This window comes from Arthrobacter sp. Helios, assembly GCF_023167125.1.
GTDB lineage: Bacteria > Actinomycetota > Actinomycetes > Actinomycetales > Micrococcaceae > Arthrobacter_B > Arthrobacter_B luteolus.
This window is the reverse complement of record NZ_CP095402.1, coordinates 1,036,194-1,056,308: the sequence shown is the minus strand read 5'-3', so window position 1 is coordinate 1,056,308 and position 20,115 is coordinate 1,036,194. Positions and strand designations below refer to the sequence as shown.

Genomic DNA, 20,115 nt, shown 5'->3' with positions numbered 1-20,115 from the left:
GTTACCCCTCCCCGGACAGGTGCCCGTGGACCAGGTCCGGCTCCGGAGCCAGTTCCTGCAGGACCGCGCTGCAGGCGCTGGGAACCGGCTCGACGATCCGTGCCATTCCGGTCCGGCTGAGCCTGCGCGCCGTTTCACTGAGCGGGCCGCCGGCAATGATGACCGACTCGGCGCCGTCGTTCCGACTGGACTCCCGGACCGCTGCTGCGAGTTCGAGGAACTGCTGCTCAGGGTCGGCAGCGAGAACCAGGGGTGCGGACCCGGTGAGCCGAACACCTGTAAACCATTGGCCGCAGCCGTGCTCCTCAACCAGGGCCGTCAGGGAACCGGCCAGCAGCGGGGTGCTGGTTGCCATGCCAAATCGGCGCCCCGCTCCGCAGGCTGACCGGATGGAGGCCTGGCCGATACCGATCACCGGGATTTCCAGCGTTTCGTCGAGCGCCCGCCTGCCCGGGTCGCCGATGGCAGCAACAACCACAGCCTTCACGTTCGGCGCGTCCGGCCCCTCCAGATAGCCGAAGACAGCGTCCCGCACATGCTGTGCCGATTCTGCCAGCGCGTCCGGATCAAGGATCATCCGCGGGCCGGCAGCGGCGGTCAGGGCAACCACTTCGATCCCCCGGGGTCCAAGGATTTCCGTGGCAATTCCAGCCATCAGACTGGTCGTCGCCTGGTTGGTGTTGGGATTAACCAGGAGCACCTTGCCCCCTGTGGCAGGCCTAGTGCCCATAGATGGCTCCAGCTTCTTCATCAGCGTCCTCCTCCAGCGGCTGGCCGAACGTCTCCGGCGGGAACTGGACAACGATCGCCAGAATAACGAACAGGCAGGCCAGAGCCGTAAACATGCCCATGAGTCCCGCAGTATCAAAAATGACGCCGGAGATCAGGGGGAAAAGCCCGCCCGACAGCGAACCCGCCGCCAGGATGATGGAGGTGCCGAAGCCACGGGTGCGGGTCGGGTACAGTTCCGGGGCGAACAGCCAGATGGTCGTATTGAGGATAATGACCGCAAAGTTGAAGATGGCGCCGAAGAGGACGACGAGGGAAATGTCTGTTGCCAGGAAGGCCATCGACAGCCCCGCCGCACACCCCAGGACCGCCGCACCGGTGAGGACTTTTTTGCGCGGGAGACGGCTGGCCATGTAGGCGGCGGCGCAGGCGCCCACGAGCGACCCGGACTGCATGATGAGGGTGAACCAGAGACTGGTGTTCACCTCATAGCCGCGGGACACCAAAATGGTGGGCATCAGGGTAAGCATGGAGATCTGGGCTGCGTAGGACATGCACACCGCGATGCACATCAGCACGGTCCCTCGGAGCAGACGGCCCCGCAGCGCGTCCTTCCAGTGGCCCTTGGACCCGGTGACAACGGGGTCCGGAAGAGCCGTGATGTAGGTGTCCGGATCATCGATCCGTCCGGCCAGTTTGTTCCGGGCCAGCCGGGTGATCACGAGGTTCGCTTCGTCGAGCCGCCCCTGGGAAGCCAGGAACCGGGGTGTTTCCGGAACATAACGGCGGAAGAACATCACCAGGAGGGCCGGGATGAAGAGCAGGCCAAAGACCCACCTCCACTTGTCCGGACCGTCGAAAAGCGTGAAGACGAGGATGCCGAAGGCCGGCGCCAGCATGTTGCCAAGGCCCGCGGCGGTCACGTTGATCAGGCCAACGGCCGTTCCACGGTGCTTTGCCGCGAAGAACTCGGCCATCATGATCACCGCGACTGCGATTTCACCGCCCAGGCCGAATCCCACAATGAAGCGGCCGGCGGCAAGGACGGGGTAGTTCGGGGCCAGCGCACACAGCAGTGATCCCCCGGCGAAAATGATGAGGTTGATCATCAACATGTTCCGGCGTCCGTATTTGTCCATAATGAGGCCGGTAGCCAGCCGTCCCAGAGCCGTGGCTGTGAACGTCATGGTGTTCAGGAATCCGATCTCACCTGCCCCAAGACCCCAGGACTCGCGCAGGACAGGGCCGGTGATACCCACAGCGTTCTGTTCCAGCGCGTCGAAGAACACGCCCAGCAGAATCATCACCACGATCTGGCGGTGGGCCCCAGTGACGCCGATACGCTGGTAGGCGCCTTCTATCTGATGGCCGAGGCTGGTTTTCGAACTCCCAGCTTCCGCAACTTTCTCTTCCAATGTCTGCTCCTTTGAGCTCAGCAGCCGGGCACTCACCTTTGAGTACGCAAAATCGACTTCCACATCGTGGATATTCCTTATCGCTGAGAGGAATATGTGAGCTAAGTTACATTAGAGAAGAGGGGTGTTCAATGGTTCTGGGGAATCGCTCTCCAGCAAGGCCTTTTCGGCGTCATGTTGGGGCGCGAAGCCCACAAACACCTGGGCAATGAACCGCCTCAAGGACATACAAAAGGGCCTGAGCCCGGTGTGTTACCGGATTCAGGCCCTCGTGGCTGTGCCTATTTAGCTGTGCATTTTATCGGTGCTTTTGCCGCTGCCCAGCTGCCATGCGTCGCGGCCGCCGGAGACTGTTGCTGCCGCGGCCGGCGGCAGCAACAGCCTGGCTTAGTCCAGGTAGTCGCGCAGGACCTGCGACCGTGACGGGTGACGCAGCTTGGACATGGTCTTGGACTCGATCTGGCGGATCCGCTCGCGGGTCACGCCGTAAACCTTGCCAATCTCATCCAGGGTCTTGGGCTGACCGTCGGTGAGGCCGAAACGCATGGCCACAACGCCTGCTTCGCGCTCGGACAGCGTGTCCAGGACGGAATGCAGCTGTTCCTGCAGCAGCGTGAAGCTGACTGCGTCAGCCGGCACCACAGCTTCGGAGTCCTCGATCAGGTCGCCGAACTCCGAGTCGCCGTCCTCGCCAAGGGGGGTGTGCAGCGAAATCGGCTCGCGGCCGTACTTCTGGACCTCGACAACCTTTTCCGGCGTCATGTCCAGTTCCAGTGCCAGTTCCTCAGGAGCCGGTTCGCGGCCGAGGTCCTGAAGCATCTGCCGCTGGACACGGGCAAGCTTGTTGATGACTTCAACCATGTGCACCGGGATACGGATGGTGCGTGCCTGGTCAGCCATGGCGCGTGTGATCGCCTGACGGATCCACCAGGTGGCGTACGTCGAGAACTTGAAGCCCTTGGTGTAGTCGAACTTCTCCACCGCACGGATCAGACCCAGGTTGCCTTCCTGGATCAGGTCCAGGAAGAGCATGCCGCGGCCGGTGTAGCGCTTGGCCAGGGACACGACCAGGCGCAGGTTCGCTTCAAGCAGGTGGTTCTTGGCGCGCTTGCCGTCGTGGATGATCTGCTGCAGATCCCGCTTCAGCTTGGGATCCATGTCCGGATCCGCCGCGATCTTCTCTTCGGCGTACAGACCGGCCTCGATACGCAGCGCCAGATCAACTTCCTGCTCTGCGTTAAGCAGTGCGACCTTGCCGATCTGCTTCAGATAATCCTTGACGGGGTCTGCCGTGGCGCCCGCAGACACTACCTGCTGGGCGGGGGCGTCGTCGTCGTCAGCGTCGGAGTAAACGAATCCGGATCCGGTGGGCGCAGCTTCAGGCGCGTCACCCTCGGCAGCTTCGGTGTCCACGTCGGCGGGATCAACCTCAGTCTCTTCAGACTGGGCGTCGGCGTCCTCGGCTGCCTTCTTCGCTGCCGCGGTCTTGGCGGCGGCGGTCTTGGCCGGGGCCTTGCGGGCTGCCGGCTTGCGGGCTGGTTTGGCGGCCGTCTTGGTGGCTGCGGCGGTGGCTGCCTCGGCAACCTCGGGTGCGGCAGTCACAGTGTCAGTCTCTTTGACAGCAGTTGTCTTTCTCGCGGACACAGAAAACCTTTCAATACGGCGGGCTGCGGCGCCACCATGGGGGTAACACCACTATGACCCTGTCAAGTCCGTGCTAAAACCAAATGGTCGGTGCGCGGGATGCTTTCTATGAAAACGCACCGCGCCCGGTTCCTTATTCCCTCCGTTTGTCAACGGAAGGTGTGGAACGACACTTGATACACGAACCCAACCGGGTCTCGGTTCCCATTGTCGCATGTTTTCGGTCAACCACCAGCACAACGGCCGGGCCTGAGGACACCGTGTCTGCCGACGGAGAACGGGGGCTGAAAGGCGCGGATCCGGCCGGGGCCTAGCCTGTACCGCCACCCCGCCACGCGGTCTGCGGAGACTGCGACCATTCCGGAAGTTCACCCCGCATCAGGAGGGCCTGCAGCAGCTGGGCCAGCCGGTAGCCGGGCTGGACGCGCAGGGCCCCGGAAAGACAGAGATCTGCCCGGGAACTGCGGCCACGGGCCCACTCCAGCCAACCAAGCAGCGTCAGCACCGCTGCCGCCGATTCGCCGGACGCGGGCCCCAGCAGGGATGTGAGCGCCCCATGTGCGCGGTCCAGGCTGTTCCAATCGGGGGCCAGGCTCCCGCGGCCAATCAGGACATTGCGGAAGACGCTGCCGGCTTCCAGGGATCCAGCCTGCGGCAGGCCGGAACCCTTCCCGCTTCCGGCCTCCCCACCTGCACCCCGCTTCTCGCCGCCGAGCCAGTACCGGGCACCGGCTGCCGCGGCCGGGAGACCCATCGCCGCCAGTACCAGCACCGCATCCCTGATTGGCTTGGATTCCAGGCTCGCAAGGAGCAGGCCGTCACGCTCCGGGGTGCGGTGCCCCTTGAAACATTCGTCCCAGGCCTCGAGCGTCCGGATGAAATGTTCAGGCTTTGTCCATCTGCCTGCCAGGCGGCTCCGGCTGGCTGCCTGGCTCGTGGCAGTCACGGGATCGGACGGTTCGCTGCCGGGGAAATTAATGCCCCGCAGCCCGGCATCAGCCCGCAGCGATGAGGCGTAGGCGCTGCCCCGGAAAACAAGTTCAGCGTTGAGCCGGCTTCCTGCAATCCGGTCAAGCGGAAAGCCCGGCCAGGGACAGCATTCCTGCGAGGTGCAGAAGTAATCCCGCCAGTGACCGTTTCCGGACAGCCAGCCGTTCCGCAGTTCCAGCCCCCGCGACGCGAGGCCTTCCCGAAGGCGGCCCACCAGTCCGTTGTACGGCGGGGGCTCTCCGGCACCCCAGGGCTGCTCCGTGTACACAATCACGAGGACACCATCAGCCTCTTCGTCGCCGGCCAGGAGACTGCAGATCCGGGCACAGTAAGCGGCTTCGAATCCGGTGTCTCCGGTCCGCCGCCCAGCTTTTCCCCTGCGGGTGCCGGTGTTACGGCCCGGAAGATCGAGCCGCAGCGTGGCCCCGAGTCTGCGGCCGCGGAGGGCCAAAAGGACCAGCGATTCCTCCGGCGCGAAGCCCAGGCAGTGCGGCACGAACGCCAGGATGTCTTCCGGTGATCCCGCCGACAGCCCGGTGCTGCCGGCACTCCCGAACGGGTCCGGTCCAAAGGCCCCCGGCCCTGCGGCTGCCGGCTTCTCCGGGACGCTGCCGGCAGCAGAACCGTCAGGAGAGCCGGTTCCTGCACGGAGCGGCGCGCCACCCGGGCCAGGTGGTTCCCGACGGCCGGTGTGATCGGAGGTGACGTGGTCTGAGGCGGCGTGATCGGCGGCGGACTGACCTGGTGCCGCACCGCCCGTCAGAGGCTTGCCGGAGCTGTGTGGTTCGTTCATCCGGCCAGCCTGCGCTGCGCAGGAGCGCGCCGGACGGCGCCTGCCCCCGTTGTGGACGGGGCCAGGCCCCTGCCGCCGCCGAACTGCGATGTGGAGGAGCAGTGGATGTGGAGGAGCAGTGTTTGAAGAAGCCGTGTTTGGAGCCCCGGTGCTTTGGAGGAGCCCTGTATTGGAAGAACAGTGCCGCTGGCGGACCGGGGCCTAGGGAGACGCCGCCGTCACATCCGGCCCGCCGGCGGGCGGGATGCGGCAGAGCGGCGGGCGGACTAGTCCCCGGCCGGAGTGTCCTGCCCGGTGCTCCCCCGGCTTTGGCGCTCGTCCCGCCGGCGCTGGCGTTCCCGGGCCAGGGCTTCCCGCAGCGGGGGAAGGTGCAGCCCCTCCCCGGCCATGCGCGTGCGGACCATGCTGCGGCTCCGCAGGATTCCGGCAACACCGAGGCCCATCACACCAAATTGGACGGCGAGGGCGATGCGGAAGGAAGAGAGGTTGTACAGGTCACCGTTCGAAAAACCGCTGGAATACAGCAGGTCCAGGACCAGCCCGATCAGGTACATCGAGATCAGGGACGCCAGGAACCCGCCAATGTTCACGATTCCGGTTGCCGTTCCCAGGCGGCTGCTCGGATTGAAGGTCCGGGCGAAGTCAAAGCCGATCATGGACCCCGGCCCGCCGACTGCGAGCACGGCCACGAGAATCAGGAGCAGCCAGACCGGCGCCGGGCCGGGCCAGACCATCACCGCAAGCCAGGCTGCGGCCATGGCTCCGGCGATCAGCAGCACCATCAGGGAACGGCGCAGCGGATGCCGGCCCACCCAGGTTCCCAGCCAGGGCCCGCAGAGGATTGCCACGGTGACGAAGAACGTCATCAGGAACGAGGCGGTGGCCGGGGTGACCTTCTCAGCGCTGACCAGGTACGGGTAGCCCCACATCATCACGAAGACCGTGCCGGGGAACTGGATGGTGAAGTGCGTCCAGAGACCCAGCCGGGTGCCGGGATGCCGCCAGGCCGCTGCGAGGGAGGAACCGCCGGCCTGCCCGGCAGCAGGCGCCGGACTGCTGCCCGCGGGGCGGTTGCGGATCAGCGCGGCCGCAAGGACCAGTGCCAGCACAGACAGTGCCGCGGCGCTGATAAACGCGGTGTTCCAGCCGAAACTGCGCAGCACGAAGGCGAAGGGGATAGCACTGGCGATCTGCCCGAGCTGCCCGACGATGCCGGTCCACTGCGTCAGGATGGGCACTCTTGCCGCCGGGAACCAGGCCGGCAGCAGCCGGAGAACCGAGATAAAGGTCAGCGCGTCTCCCGCACCCACCAGGGAACGGCCCGCGATGCCGGCGGTAACGGAGTCCGCAACGGCGAGCTGAAACTGGCCGGCACACATCAGTGCTGCACCGGCAGCAATCAGCAGCCTTGGGCCAAACCGGTCCACCAGCATGCCCACCGGGATCTGCAGGCCCGCATATACCAGCAGCTGCACAACCGTGAAAACGGACAGCACCGAAGCCGTCGCTGAGAAACGTTCGGTTGCTTCAACCCCGGCGACGCCAAAGGCCGTGCGCTGGGTAACGGCCACCATGTACGCAAAAACACCGGCTCCCCAGACGAGCCAGGCTCCCTTATGCTTCACGCTGCCCTCCCCGCGGCAGCGCGGGGGCTGCTACCCGGCCGGGGGCGTCCCCGCTCCACCGGAACGTCCGGGATCTTCGTCCCTGCCGGGAAGCGCGGTGGGGCCATTCGGTTCAACAGTGTCCTCGTCCTTCGTTACCTGCTGCGGATCGGGCTCGTCCGCGGATTCCTGGCCCAGCGCATCAAGCAGCGCCTCTGTTTCTTCCTCGGCCTGTGGGCTGGCAAGGTAGGCCTCGACGGCGGCGCCCAGTTCTTCGGCGTCGGGCAGCTCGTCGTTGTCCTTGACCAGGAGCGAGCGGCGGGCGGTGCTGCCGGTGAACTCGTCGTAGCGGCTTTCGAGGGTCGCGACGACACCACGGACCTCCGCCGACGCTTCAACCTGTTCTGCAATCTGCTTGCCAACCTCGCGTCCGGCCTCACGGAGCCGGTCGGTGGGCAGCATCAGGTTGGCGGCGGCACCAAGGTATTCGAGCGCCGCCACGGCGGCTGGTGGAAACTCGGCGTCGGAAAGATAGTGCGGTACGTGCACCACGTGCCCAATGACGTCAACGCCGGCTTCGGTGAGCCGCAGTTCGAGCAGATGCCCGACGGCGGCCTGGATCTGGGCGGTCGGCTTCCAGGAGCTGATTCCCTCGATCAGGTCCGGACGGTTGCCGTGGGCTGTCACGCCGATCGGCCGGGTGTGCGGCACCGGCATGGGCACGGAATGCACCCAGGCCACCAGCGAAACCTCCAGGGTTTCAACGATCCGCAAAACAGCGGCCGTGAACCGCTCCCATTGCAAGTCCGGTTCAAATCCGGTGAGGAAAAGAAATGGTTCCCCGAGCCCGTCATAAAAGCGGTGAAGCTCGATTCGCGGCGGCTCGTAGCCGGTGAAGTGGTCTTCCACGAAAGTCAGCTGGGGGCGGCGCGCCCGGTAGTCAATGAGCTGGTCCGCATCGAACGTCGCCACCAGTTCGTGCTCCAGGTTCTCGAACAGTTCGTCCCGTACCTGGCTTACTACGTGGCCTGCCTCGCCGAAACCGGTGAACCCGGCGATCAGCCGAAGGCCGCGCAGGTCAGCGGATGCGGCCAGTTCCGGGTTCAGGTTAAACAGGGTCAGCGGATCAAGCATGGTCTTACCTTCCTGCAACTCGTCCCGTTTGGTCGGCGGGCGGCGCTCTACAAAACAAGCGCGGTGTTGTCTATCCCTTACTACAGGGTAAACGTCAGCGGGGACCCGATTCATTCCGGACCGCCGTGCGGCATCGGCGTGCCGGGCTTCGGAGAGACTACGATCGGTACAGCAGAGCGTTACCAAACAGACAAAAACGTGAGGATGAAGCTTCGTGAGCAAAGCCAGTGAGCCCGACCTGCAGGTGGTTTCCCGGGATGCGCGCAAGGTCGCAGCGCAGGCCCTGGTAGTGGGGGTTGGGCAAAGCCCGGATGGCCCTGTGCTGGTTGACAGTCCGCTTTCGCAGAAGGCGTCTTCCGCCCTCGCCGGCTCCTTTGCCCTGCTCGGGGTCACCGGTGCCCCGGACCAGGTCGTCCGGATCCCGGGCCTGCCGGAGCACGATGCCCAGATGCTGGTTCTCGCCGGACTTGGACCGGTTTCGGCCGGCGAATCCCTGAGCCCGGAAACCCTCCGCCGCTCCGCCGGTTCCGCGGTGCGTCAGCTGGCCGGGACAAAGAGCGTGGCCCTGGCACTCCCGGCTGCCACCATCGAGGACGCAGCCGCCGTCGCGGAAGGCGCCCTGCTCGGCGCCTACAGCTTCACTGAGTACCGCAGCGCGCATGCCTCGAAGGCTCCCGCCCCGGTGTCCCTGATTACCGTTGTCACCTCAGCGGCAAATGACGCAGCCCTGAAACCGGCAGTTGAACGGGCGCGGATCCTGGGCCGGGCCGTCAACGCCACCCGCTCCCTGGTTAACCAGCCCCCCAGCCACCTCTACCCGGAGAGCTTCGCCGCGGCAGCCCGCGAGGCGGCCAAATCCCTGCCGGTCAAAGTGACGGTGTGGGACGAGAAGAAGCTGGAACGCGAGGGCTTCGGCGGCATCCTTGGCGTCGGCAAGGGCTCAGCCCGCCCGCCCCGCCTGGTCAAAGTCGAATATGCCCCTGCCCGGGCCAAAGCAAAGCTGGCCCTGGTCGGCAAGGGCATCACCTTCGATACCGGCGGCATCTCGCTGAAACCGGCCGCAGGCATGCAGGCCATGAAATCGGACATGGGCGGCGCCGCCGTCGTCCTTAACGCCCTGCTGGCGGTTGCCGAACTGGGGCTGCCCGTGAAGGTGACAGCCTGGCTGTGCCTGGCCGAAAACATGCCTTCCGGAACGGCGCAGCGGCCCTCCGATGTGCTGACCACCTACGGCGGGCGCACCGTGGAGGTCCTCAATACCGACGCCGAAGGCCGTCTGGTGATGGCCGACGGCCTGGCTGCCGCCAGCGAGGAGGCGCCGGATGTCCTGATCGACGTCGCCACCCTGACCGGCGCCCAGATGGTCGCCTTGGGCAACCGCGTCTCCGCTGTGATGGGCGAAGACGGCGTCCGGGATGCGGTGAAAGCCGCAGCGGACCGCGCCGGTGAACTGTTCTGGCCGATGCCCCTGCCGGAGGAGCTGCGAGCCAGCCTGGATTCACAGACAGCGGACCTTGCGAACATCGGTGAACGCTTCGGCGGCATGATGACCGCAGCGGTCTTCCTGCGCGAGTTTGTCGGCGAAGTCGACGGCGTGAAGATCCCCTGGGCGCACCTGGATATCGCCGGGCCCGCATTCAACGAAAGCGCCCCCTACGGCTACACGCCGAAGGAAGGGACCGGCGTCGCCGTCCGCACCCTGGTTGCTTACGCCGAAGACGTGATCTCGCGCTCGGTATAACACCCATTACTGTTACCTGCGCAACGTATTAGGCAATTGTTGCGCGTGTTTCTCCTAACAATCCCTATTCCGCTGCCATTGCCGAGTGGCTGAGGCACAAAGGGGGAGATAGTGTGAGACCTGATCACAACCGCCCAAATCACTAACCGACGCGCCCTAAGTGCGTCAACCGATTACGCGAGGGAGCGTCCACGTGGCCGATAAGGCAACTGCGCAAGAATTCGACATCCTGATCCTCGGAGGGGGCAGCGGCGGATACGCCGCAGCCCTGCGTTCCGTGGAACTGGGTTTTTCCGTTGGCCTCATCGAGAAGGGGAAGCTCGGCGGCACCTGCCTGCATAACGGCTGTATCCCGACCAAGGCCCTGCTGCACTCGGCGGAAATCGCCGAGAATGCAAAGACGGCGGAGAAATACGGGATCAAGGCCACGTTCGACTCCGTGGACATGAACGCAGTGAACTCCTACAAGGACAACATCATTGCCGGCAAGTTCCGCGGCCTGCAGGGCCTGATCAAGTCCAAGGGCGTCACCGTGATCGAGGGCGAAGGCCGTCTCACGAGTGAAAAGACCATTGAGGTGAACGGCGAAACCTACACGGGTTCCAACATCATCCTCGCCACCGGTTCCTACTCCCGTTCACTGCCGGGCCTGGAAATCGGCGGCCGCGTGCTGACGTCGGACCAGGCACTGAACCTGGACTACGTCCCCAAGAGCGCCATCATCCTCGGCGGCGGCGTCATCGGCGTCGAATTTGCCTCGGTCTGGAACTCCTTCGGCGTGGACGTCACCATCATCGAGGGCCTTCCCTCCCTGGTCCCCAACGAAGACGCGGCCATCATCAAGAACCTGGAGCGCGCCTACAAGAAGCGCGGCATCAAGTTCAACACCGGCACCTTCTTCGACAAGGTCGAGCAGAACGACGACGGCGTCAAAGTCACCCTGGTGGACGGCAAGACCTTCGAAGCGGATCTGCTTCTGGTCGCCGTCGGCCGGGGTCCCGTCACCGCCAACCTGGGCTATGAAGAGGCCGGCCTCACCATGGACCGCGGCTTCGTTATCACCAACGACCGCCTGCACACCGGCGTGGGCAACGTCTACGCCGTCGGCGACATTGTTCCTGGCCTGCAGCTGGCGCACCGCGGTTTCCAGCAGGGCATCTTTGTGGCCGAGGAAATTGCCGGCCTGAAGCCCGTTGTGGTCGAAGACGTCAACATCCCGAAGGTCACGTACTGCGAGCCGGAAATCGCCTCGGTTGGCCTGACCGAGGCCAAGGCCAAGGAAAAGCTCGGTGCCGAGAACGTCCAGGTGCAGGAATACAACCTGGCCGGCAACGGCAAGACCTCGATTCTCGGCAGCTCCGGCCTGATCAAGATGGTGCGGGAGAAGGATGGCCCCATCATTGGTGTCCACATGATCGGCGGCCGCATCGGCGAGCAGATCGGTGAAGCACAGCTGATCGTGAACTGGGAAGCCTACCCGGAGGACCTGGCCGGCCTGCTCCACGCCCACCCCACGCAGAACGAAGCCCTCGGCGAGGCTGCCATGGCCCTTGCCGGCAAGCCGCTGCACGGCTGACACACAGCAAGTATTCCCTGGTGCACCCGGCAGCATTGATGCCGGGTGCACTAGGCTTCAAACCAACCAGCACCAGCGGCACGGCTGGTCAAAGAACTAACAAGGAGAAACGGGGACACTATGTCTGAAACCGTGAACTTACCCGCGCTCGGTGAGAGCGTCACCGAAGGCACCGTCACCCGCTGGCTGAAGCAGGTAGGCGATACCGTCGCCGTAGACGAGCCCCTGCTCGAAGTTTCCACCGACAAGGTCGATACCGAGATCCCCTCCCCCGTCGCCGGCGTTATTGAGGAAATCCTCGTCGCTGAAGACGAGACCGCAGAGGTCGGAGAGGCACTCGTGCGCATCGGCGACGGGTCCGGCTCCTCCGATTCCTCCTCCGACGCCCCGGCGGCAGAAGCTCCGGCCGAGGAAGCACCGGCTGAAGAGAAGGCTCCGGAAGCACCGGCGGAAGAGGAGGCTCCGGCACAGGAGTCAGGTTCCTCCGATTCCGGCGACAGCACTGACGTCACGCTGCCGGCACTCGGGGAGAGCGTCACCGAAGGCACCGTCACCCGCTGGCTGAAGGCCGTCGGCGACGACGTTGCCGTGGACGAGCCGCTGCTTGAGGTCTCCACTGACAAGGTCGATACCGAGATCCCGTCCCCCGTTGCCGGCAAGCTGCTGGAGATCCGGGTGAACGAAGACGATACCGCCGAGGTTGGCTCCGTCCTGGCAGTCATCGGCTCCGGCGCCGCCGCACCGTCGAAGGCAGAGCCGAAGGAAGCCGAGCCGGTTGCGGCCGCGCCGTCGACCGAACGCGAAGAGCCGGTCGCCGAGCCGAAGCAGGCAGCTCCCAAGGAAGAAGCCCCGAAGGCTGCACCCAAGGAAGCCCCCAAGCAGGAAGCTGCGAAGGAAGACGCTGCGGGCTCCGAGGGCACCTACGTCACCCCGCTGGTCCGCAAGCTGGCCAACGAGCACGGCATCGACCTCTCCACCGTCAAGGGCAGCGGCGTAGCCGGCCGCATCCGCAAGCAGGATGTCCTGGCTGCCGCCGAGGCGAAGAAGGCTGAAGCACAGGCCCCGGCCGCCGCTTCGTCCTCCGCAAAGGCTGCCCCGGCCGCCAAGATCAGCGAGGAAAGCGCCAAGCTGCGCGGCACCACGGTCAAGGCTCCCCGGATCCGGCAGACCATTGCCCGCCGGATGGTCGAGTCCCTGGATACGTCGGCCCAGCTGACGCAGGTCCACGAAGTGGACATGACCCGCATCGCTGCCCTGCGCCAGCAGGCCAAGGCCGGGTTCAAGGCGCAGAACGGCGCCAACCTGACCTTCCTGCCGTTCATCGCCAAGGCTGTCGTTGAGGCACTGAAGCAGCACCCGGTCCTCAACGCCGCCTACGATGCCGAGAAGCAGGAAATCACCTATCACGACGCCGAGCACCTGGCGATCGCGGTGGATACCGATAAGGGTCTGCTGGTTCCGGTCATCAACGATGCCGGAGACCTGAACATCGCCGGCCTTGCCAAGCGCATCGCCGATGTCGGGGCACGCACCCGCAACAACAAGATCGGCCCGGATGAACTGTCCGGGGGAACGTTCACCATCACCAACATCGGCAGCGTCGGAGCCCTCTTTGACACGCCGATCATCAACCAGCCTCAGGTCGGTATCCTGGGCACCGGCGCGATCGTCAAGCGTCCGGTGGTCCGCACCGATGCGGACGGCAATGACACCATTGCCATCCGCTCGATGATGTACCTCTCCCTGACCTACGACCACCGTCTGGTGGACGGTGCCGACGCCGGCCGCTTCCTGCAGACCCTGCGGGCACGGCTGGAAGAAGGCAACTTCGAGGCTGATCTGGGCCTCTAAGCCTGATACCGGCGGCGGGCGGCTCCTTTATGGGACCGTCCGCCGCCGGCGTTAACCCGCTTTTCCGACTGTTCTACCCGTTGTAGAATAGTTACCCCGCAAATTACGAACCTCTGACATAGTGTCGGTAAGATCGGAATATGGATTTCCTTCACAGCTTCCTTGTCTTCCTGCACATTCTTGGCGCTGCCATGGTTGTAGGCATCTGGATCGCACGGATCAAGAACCCGACCGTTATGCCCGGCCAGTTCCACGCCGCTCTGCTCCAGCTGGTCACCGGCCTGGCGCTGGTCGGACTGAACGAGATGGGTGACGGCGACGTCAACCACCTCAAGATCGGCGTCAAGCTCATCATCACCCTGGCCATCGCAGTTCTCGCGTTCATCGGCCAGCGCAAGTACAAGAAGGACGAGCCGGTATCACGCACCCTGGCGAACAGCGTCGGCATCCTCGCCGTTGTGAACATCGCTGTAGCCACCATGTGGTAACAGCCTTTCCTCAGGGACCGCAGCAGCAGTCCTCAAGGTTCCTCCTCTCCGCCTTCGGAGGGGAGGAATTCTCTTTAAGCGGCCCCGTCGATGCGCAACCCGGGCTGGCCGAGGTCTGGCTCCTGCGTGGATGACCTGCAAGGATGGGCGGCAGCGCCGGCGTTGCCGGCCCCAGACCCATCCCATTCTGAGGAGCATCCATGGCTACTGTCCGTTCAGCCCACACCGTCTGGCACGGCGATCTTTTCCACGGCAGGGGTGAAGTCACCCTCGATTCGTCCAACCTCGGCACCTATGACGTCACCTGGAAAGCACGGGCGGAGGAAGCCGACGGGAGGACCAGCCCGGAGGAACTGATTGCAGCGGCTCATTCGGCCTGCTTCTCCATGGCTTTCAGCAATGCCCTGGCGGAGGCCGGCAAGACTGCCGAACGCATCGAAACCTCCGCAGAGGTGACCTTCGTGCCCGGCACCGGCATTACCGGCAGCCACCTGCGTGTCTCCGCGGCAGTCCCGGGCCTGACCGCCGAAGAATTCACGGACATCGCAGAGTCCGCTAAGACCGGCTGCCCCGTGTCCCAGGCACTTGCCGGCGTCACCATCACCATGGAAGCTTCACTGGAGTCCTAACACCCCGGCAGCTGCCCAAGCGGCAGAGGACCCCCTCCCGGTCCGGGAGGGGGTCCTCTGCCGCTGCAGGAGCCGGCTAGGAGTCCGCTGCGGTGTCCTGCGGACGCGGCGGCAGCGGAGCCGGGCGCAGGCTGGGATACCCCTCCCGCGCCGGTGGCTGGTCCGTCGGAAGCTCGGAGAGCATCTCCTTGAGAATTCCCACGCCGTGTTCGAGCTGCGGGTCCTCCCCCGCGGCATAGGCGTGCGGCGGGTAAGGAACTTCGATGTCCGGCTCTACGCCGCGGTTCTCCACCCCAAAGCCGATACCACCGGTGAACCAGTACGCGTACCTCGGCTGCGTCACTCCGGTGCCGTCCGCCAGCGCGAACCTGCCGTCGATGCCGACGACGCCGCCCCACGTCCGGGTGCCGATCACCGGGCCGATGCCCCGCAGCTTCGCCACCTGGGTGACGATATCTCCGTCCGACCCCGCGAACTCATCTGCCAGAAGGACGACCGGGCCCCGCGGCGACTGGGCGGGATACGTACCCGGCTGCTCCCCGCGCGGAAGGCTCCAGGCGGTGACCTTGCGGCCGATCAGCTCCGCCACCAGCTGCGAGGTGTGTCCACCCCGGTTATGCCGGACGTCGATGATCAGGGCATCCTTCGCAGCTTCGCTGTCCAGATCCCGGTGCAGCTGGGCCCAGCCGCTGGCAACCATATCCGGAATGTGGAGGTAACCGAATCTGCCCTCCGAGGCGCTCCGGACCGCCCTGCGGTTCCCGTTGACCCAGTTCTGATAGCGCAGCCGCTCCTCGCTGCGCAGCGGCACCACGGCAATCCGGCGCTGCCCGGGGGCAGCTCCTTCCTCCGGGCGGACGACCGTAAGTTCGACGACCCGCCCAGCCGCGCCCACCAGGAGCGCAGCAGGGCCCTTGTCCGCCGGGACCGGCAGACCGTCCACAGCGGCAATAATGTCACCGGGCCGGACGTCGGCCCCCGGCGCGCTGAGCGGCGAGATGGCCTGGGGATCCGAGGACTCCGGGTCCAGGATCCGCACAACCTCCCAGCCTCCGGGACCCGGCCGCAAATCTGCGCCCAGGAATCCCTGCGCACCCGCTCCGGCCTCCGCCACGCCGGCCGGTGTGACGTACGCGTGCGAGGTCCCCAGCTCGCCGTGCAGTTCCCACAGCAGGTCAACCAGGTCGTCGTGGGACCCCAGATTCTCCACCAGCGGCCGGTAGCGTGCATGCACACCCTCCCAGTCAAGGCCACCCATGTCCGGGGTCCAGAAGAAGTCCCGCTGCAGCCGCCATGCTTCATCGAAGGCCTGTCCCCAGACCTTGACCGGTTCCAGCAGGACCCGGATACGAGCCAGGTCCACGTCGGTGCTCTCGGCAGAGTCTTCGTCGGCGCGTGCAGCGGCGGGCACAGCCCGCAGGCGGTGTTCGTGCTGCAGCAGCACGGTGCTGCCATCCCCGCTGAGTTCATAGTCCCCCAGCGCCGGCACCAGCACGGAGACGTCCTTCTTCTCCAGATCGAAACGTTCCAGCCGTTTGCCCGGAGCCCGGTCCCCGGAGTTCGCCCGGCCGTCCCCGGTCACGCCGTAGACATCCTCGGCGAGCCAGAGCAGTGCGCCGTCTGCCGCCCGGAGCTTGAAGTAGCGCCCCTGTGGAACCGGCACGGCGATCAGGCGTTCCGCCAATCGTTCCTGGTCCACCCGCACCTCCACGGCAGATTCGCTGCCGGGGGCCGCCGGATCATCCGATTCGACCGCATGTTCCGGTTCCGGCTTCTCCACGGCGTGGGCGGCCGGCCCGAACGGAGAGGGAGTCACCGCGGCCAGCGCCACCATAAAGGGTTTCGTGGAGGTCGGGAACCCGAGATCAAAGCCGTGGGTGTCGTAGACCGGGTCAAAGCTCCGCTCTGAGAGGAAGGCAAGGAAGCGGCCGTCCGGCGTGAAGGAAGGACTGTGGTCGTGGAACCGTCCGTCCGTCACTTCCAGGGTGGCAGGCTCAGCCCCGGAGGTTTCCCGCAGCCGGATCCGGGCACGGGCGCCCTCGCCGACCACGGGTTCGGCCCACGCGAGCCAGCGCGAGTCCGGGCTGAACGCCAGCTCGTCGACAGCGCCGTGTCCTTCGTCCGCGATGAGCGAGAGCTCGCGGGCGTCGACATCCAGCAGGTAGACCTGCCCCTTCTCCGTGGCTAAGGCCACCAGTTTCCCATCGGGGCTGGGAAGCAGTTCGGCCGTGCGGGTGGGAGCATCGAAGGCGATCCGGGACACTCCGGTCTCCATAGCGGTGTCCTGCGATGCCAGGACGGCTTCCGAGGCTCCGCCCCCGCTGACCGCACCGGCGCCGGTGTCTTCTGCCGCCGCCTGGCTGGTTTCGGTACCGGCGGTTTCGGCCTCCGGCCCGCCAAGCGACCGGCCGGCCGCGGATACGGGCCTGGGCAGTTCCGGCTGCTCCTGAACGGCAACAGGCAGATCAGGTGCCGCCGGTGCCGGGGCCTGACTGCCCGAAGGCAGGGAGGCGAAAACGTCCTTGATGAACAGCGCCTCTTCGTTACCCGGATCGGCGACGAAAACAGCGCGCCCACCCGGCAGCGGACGGCCCAGCCGCGCACGCACGCCTGCAGTTGCTTCGATGACGCGTGAAGGGCCGTCCTTGTGCGTGAGCCAGTGGAGCGTTCCGTGGCTTTCGACGACGCTGGACTTACCTGAGGCATCGGGCATGGCTGAGGCGAGGCTGCGGGCGGCATTGAGCGGGCGGGGGCGGCGTCCGGTGCCCGCGGAGCCAAGGCTGATATTCAGTCTTGCCGGTTCGGAGTCCAGGTCTTCCATCAGCCACAGTCCGCCCGCGGATTCGAAGATGATGCGGGTCCCGTCGCTGGACGGATGCCGCACATAGAAGTCCTGGAAATCGGTGTGGCGGCGAAGGCCGGCGCCCTGCGGCGTCACCGAATAGATGTTGCCGTAGCCTTCGTGGTCGGAGAAGAACGCGATCCGGCCCTGCACCCACATCGGATAGGCCAGGTTGCCGTCCAGCTCCGGCACCAGGCGGGTGAATTCGCCGTTTCCGTCGACGTCGATCCACAGTTTGCCGGCGGTTCCGCCGCGGTACCGCTTCCAGCGGGCCGGTTCCCGGCTAAGCACTGAACCGATGACCACGGGGCGTTCGTCACCCAGCACCGGGCCCTCGGCGAGCGTGTCAAGGGGACCGTAGGGCAGGCGCACCGGCGCGGAACCGTCCAGCGGCACCTCATAGGCCCACCGCAGCCTGAAATCCTCGAATTCGAACGGGCTCGTGGCAATGACTTTCCCGGCCGGACTAAATCCGCGCACGCGTGTGTTCTGGTTGCCCCAGAACGTCAACTGCCGGAAATCCCCTCCCTCGGTGTCAGCGGTGACCACTTCCGGGGCACCGCCCTGCACGACCGTCCAGGCAATCCGTGACCCGTCTGGGGAGAACTTCGGGTTCCGGGCCGGCAGCTGCAGGGAGGAAACGCGCCAGGCCCGGCCGCCGGAAAGCGGGGCAACCCAGACGTCGTCCTCAGCCACAAACGCCACGCGGTCGCCGTGGAGGTCGGGATAGCGGAGGTAAGGAGTTGAACTCATATCCCGATCCTATCTTTGTGCACCCCCGTCAGGCTCAAGCCCCGCCGCGGCAGGAAGCACCCTTGCGATCCTCCACCCCTGGCCGGTCCGCACGACTTCGAGGACAATTTCCTGCCGCCCGGCGGTCCCCGGGGCCGCCGTCGGGACGCCGTCTCCCCCCACCTGGGTGTAGGCCGAACTCTCAGTAGTGAGCGCTACCTGCTCCCGGGGACCCGGACCGCTGGAAGAGGTTCCAAGCCGTTCGGCCCGCACCACCTCGACCGTGAGGCCAGCGAGCCGCTCGCCTCTGCTGTGGAGTAGCTCCACCCCGGCGAGGTCGGCCGCTTCCGCCGCTGAATCGGACTGGTTGACCCAGCTCAGGATCACCGGATCGCCCTCCGCAAAGGCCCGGGCCCGGAGGGCCGACAATATCCGGACGGCCGCCACCGGGTCCTCCCCCGACAGTACGGACAGCTCTGCCTCCGCCGGTGAGCCGTTCTCCCCGGTTCCCGCTGCCGCAGCGGCTCCCGCCGGGGCCTTGGAGGCACCCGTCCCGCCGGCGCTGCTTGGTGCACCTGGGCTGGGTTCATCTGCTTGGCTGGGTTCACCGGCACCAACCGGGCCGCCGGCAGTCCCGAGGGCGCCCGGCAGTTCCACCTCGCCTGCGGGCCGCAGAACTTCGGGTGCCAGGACCGCGACTCCGCCAAGACCGGTTGTCATGGCCACGAGGACGGCCGCTGCCCCCAGCCACCCCGGGCTCCTGGCGCGCCGTGCACCGGCACGGCGCCGGCGGTGCAGCTCCGCGGGTTCTGCCGGACGCGCAGCTCGCGGAAGCCGGCCCCGCCGCCGGTCAGCTTCCTCCCACGGCGGGTTCTTGGCCCGGCGCCCTTTCCGTGCGTGGCGGCGCTTTCGGGGTTTCTTCCCCTGCTCCAAGATGCTCCGGCGGGTGCGCAGTTCGGGGCGGACACTTGGGTGCACTGCAGCCAGCAGATCGATCGGTTCAGCCGGTCTGGCCCGGAACACCTCCGCTGCGAATTTCTCCGCCGCCGGACGCTGCGCCGGGTCATCATCGAGGGCAGCGTCCAGCAGTGTCCGCAGCTCTGCTGCCAGTCCAGGCAGCACCACCCGCAGCGGCGGCCGCAGCCCCGGCACCAGGGGACGGCCTGTCAGCATGAACCATCCCAGCGCCCCAAGGGCGTAAACGTCTGCGTCAAGGGCAGCGCCGGTAACCTTGCCCTCCGTGCCTGGCAGCGGCGGCGGCGCTGTGAACCCCGGGGTCCCCACTCCGGCGTCGCGTCCTTCTCCGAGCATCCGGCTGGTGCCGAAGTCGGCCAGCAGGGGTTTGCCGTTCGCGGTAAACAACACGTTGCCGGGTGCCACGTCGCCATGCGCGTTTCCCTCCGCATGCAGGCAGGCCAATGCTCGTGCGACGGCGACCAGGACCGTAACGGTCTCACCCTCACTCAGCGTTTTCCGGACGGCCACCAGACGGGCAAGACTGTCTCCGGGAGCGTATTCCAGCAGCAGCCCCGGACCGTCCGCAGTTGCCAGCAGCCCGTGGACCCCCAGGAGGTTCTCATGCCTGAGCCTGGAGCGGATCGCCAGCTCCCGCCGCAGCTCAAACTCGTCGGTGTCCCCCGGGCTGTGCGGGATTTTAAGGGCGAAACGGGTACCTTCGGCCGGCCGTTCGGCCAGCCAGACTGCCGCCGCGCCGCCCTCGCCAAGGCATCTGCCGATCCGCCACCCGGGATCCTGCACCGAAGGACGGCGCGCCGCGCTCATGGACCCGGTGGCGGCTTCTGCGGCTTCTGCGGCTTCGCCAGTGTCCAGCCGCGCTCCGGCGGGCAGGCGGATCTCCCTGCCTGCATCCTGGCTTTCCTGCCCTGCTCTTTCCATGCCGACAGTTCTAGCGTGGACTGCTGATTCCTGCAGAAGTTATCCACAGCC

12 protein-coding genes and 1 pseudogene are annotated in these 20,115 nt (G+C 66.1%); 5 read left to right on the top strand and 8 right to left on the bottom strand.

Annotated elements, in window-relative coordinates; translation table 11 throughout:
* Position 1: 1 nt before the first annotated feature.
* The 6 genes and pseudogenes from ArtHe_RS04615 to ArtHe_RS04590 all read right to left on the bottom strand — a co-directional run.
* Positions 2-730 (bottom strand): aspartate/glutamate racemase family protein, encoded by a 729-nt coding sequence (locus ArtHe_RS04615; protein WP_248318963.1) that lies wholly within the window; start codon positions 728-730, stop codon positions 2-4.
* Complete coding sequence (locus ArtHe_RS04610) at positions 720-2,144, bottom strand: MFS transporter (protein WP_248318962.1); 1,425 nt, start codon at positions 2,142-2,144, stop codon at positions 720-722. The genes ArtHe_RS04615 and ArtHe_RS04610 overlap by 11 nt, the downstream gene beginning before the upstream one ends.
* 387 nt (positions 2,145-2,531) lie before the next feature.
* A complete protein-coding gene (locus tag ArtHe_RS04605; protein ID WP_282568713.1) occupies positions 2,532-3,788 on the bottom strand; it encodes an RNA polymerase sigma factor in 1,257 nt (418 codons plus the stop codon).
* Between the two features lie 310 nt (positions 3,789-4,098).
* A complete protein-coding gene (locus ArtHe_RS04600) occupies positions 4,099-5,571 on the bottom strand; it encodes a DUF4192 domain-containing protein (protein ID WP_248318960.1) in 1,473 nt (490 codons plus the stop codon).
* A gap of 266 nt (positions 5,572-5,837) precedes the next feature.
* Positions 5,838-7,145, bottom strand: a complete 1,308-nt coding sequence (locus tag ArtHe_RS04595; protein WP_248319668.1) for an MFS transporter — start codon at positions 7,143-7,145, stop codon at positions 5,838-5,840.
* A 270-nt stretch (positions 7,146-7,415) separates the two neighbouring features.
* Positions 7,416-8,309, bottom strand: a pseudogene (locus ArtHe_RS04590) (PAC2 family protein); the annotation flags it as partial.
* A 214-nt stretch (positions 8,310-8,523) separates the two neighbouring features.
* On the opposite strand from ArtHe_RS04590, the gene ArtHe_RS04585 reads away from it, so the two are divergent.
* The 5 genes from ArtHe_RS04585 to ArtHe_RS04565 all read left to right on the top strand — a co-directional run bounded on the left by ArtHe_RS04585 (position 8,524) and on the right by ArtHe_RS04565 (position 14,594).
* On the top strand, positions 8,524-10,050 hold the full coding sequence (locus ArtHe_RS04585; RefSeq protein WP_248318959.1) for a leucyl aminopeptidase: 1,527 nt from the start codon (positions 8,524-8,526) through the stop codon (positions 10,048-10,050).
* A gap of 193 nt (positions 10,051-10,243) precedes the next feature.
* Entirely contained in the window at positions 10,244-11,626 is a 1,383-nt protein-coding gene (lpdA, locus tag ArtHe_RS04580) for a dihydrolipoyl dehydrogenase (RefSeq protein ID WP_066301204.1), read from the top strand.
* A gap of 120 nt (positions 11,627-11,746) precedes the next feature.
* Positions 11,747-13,477, top strand: coding sequence for a 2-oxoglutarate dehydrogenase, E2 component, dihydrolipoamide succinyltransferase (gene sucB / locus ArtHe_RS04575; RefSeq protein WP_248318958.1), 1,731 nt, complete (start codon positions 11,747-11,749; stop codon positions 13,475-13,477).
* Positions 13,478-13,617: 140 nt separating this feature from the next.
* Positions 13,618-13,965: a hypothetical protein gene (locus tag ArtHe_RS04570; protein ID WP_066301207.1), complete on the top strand. Its 348-nt coding sequence runs from the start codon at positions 13,618-13,620 to the stop codon at positions 13,963-13,965.
* A 200-nt stretch (positions 13,966-14,165) separates the two neighbouring features.
* Complete coding sequence (locus ArtHe_RS04565; protein ID WP_066301208.1) at positions 14,166-14,594, top strand: OsmC family protein; 429 nt, start codon at positions 14,166-14,168, stop codon at positions 14,592-14,594.
* Positions 14,595-14,670: 76 nt separating this feature from the next.
* Here the strand turns inward: ArtHe_RS04565 and ArtHe_RS04560 are convergent, their stop codons facing one another.
* Entirely contained in the window at positions 14,671-18,189 is a 3,519-nt protein-coding gene (locus ArtHe_RS04560; protein WP_248318957.1) for a S41 family peptidase, read from the bottom strand.
* Between the two features lie 9 nt (positions 18,190-18,198).
* Complete coding sequence (locus tag ArtHe_RS04555; RefSeq protein WP_248318956.1) at positions 18,199-20,064, bottom strand: serine/threonine-protein kinase; 1,866 nt, start codon at positions 20,062-20,064, stop codon at positions 18,199-18,201.
* Positions 20,065-20,115 lie beyond the last annotated feature (51 nt).

Bases quoted from the DNA above. Each gene is read 5' to 3' on its own strand.
- ArtHe_RS04555 (WP_248318956.1), bottom strand. From the start codon at position 20,064: ATGGAAAGAGCAGGGCAGGAAAGCCAGGATGCAGGCAGGGAGATCCGC.
- ArtHe_RS04615 (WP_248318963.1), bottom strand. From the start codon at position 730: ATGGGCACTAGGCCTGCCACAGGGGGCAAGGTGCTCCTGGTTAATCCC.
- sucB (WP_248318958.1), top strand. From the start codon at position 11,747: ATGTCTGAAACCGTGAACTTACCCGCGCTCGGTGAGAGCGTCACCGAA.
- ArtHe_RS04570 (WP_066301207.1), top strand. From the start codon at position 13,618: ATGGATTTCCTTCACAGCTTCCTTGTCTTCCTGCACATTCTTGGCGCT.
- ArtHe_RS04560 (WP_248318957.1), bottom strand. From the start codon at position 18,189: ATGAGTTCAACTCCTTACCTCCGCTATCCCGACCTCCACGGCGACCGC.
- ArtHe_RS04595 (WP_248319668.1), bottom strand. From the start codon at position 7,145: ATGGTGGCCGTTACCCAGCGCACGGCCTTTGGCGTCGCCGGGGTTGAA.
- ArtHe_RS04600 (WP_248318960.1), bottom strand. From the start codon at position 5,571: ATGAACGAACCACACAGCTCCGGCAAGCCTCTGACGGGCGGTGCGGCA.
- ArtHe_RS04565 (WP_066301208.1), top strand. From the start codon at position 14,166: ATGGCTACTGTCCGTTCAGCCCACACCGTCTGGCACGGCGATCTTTTC.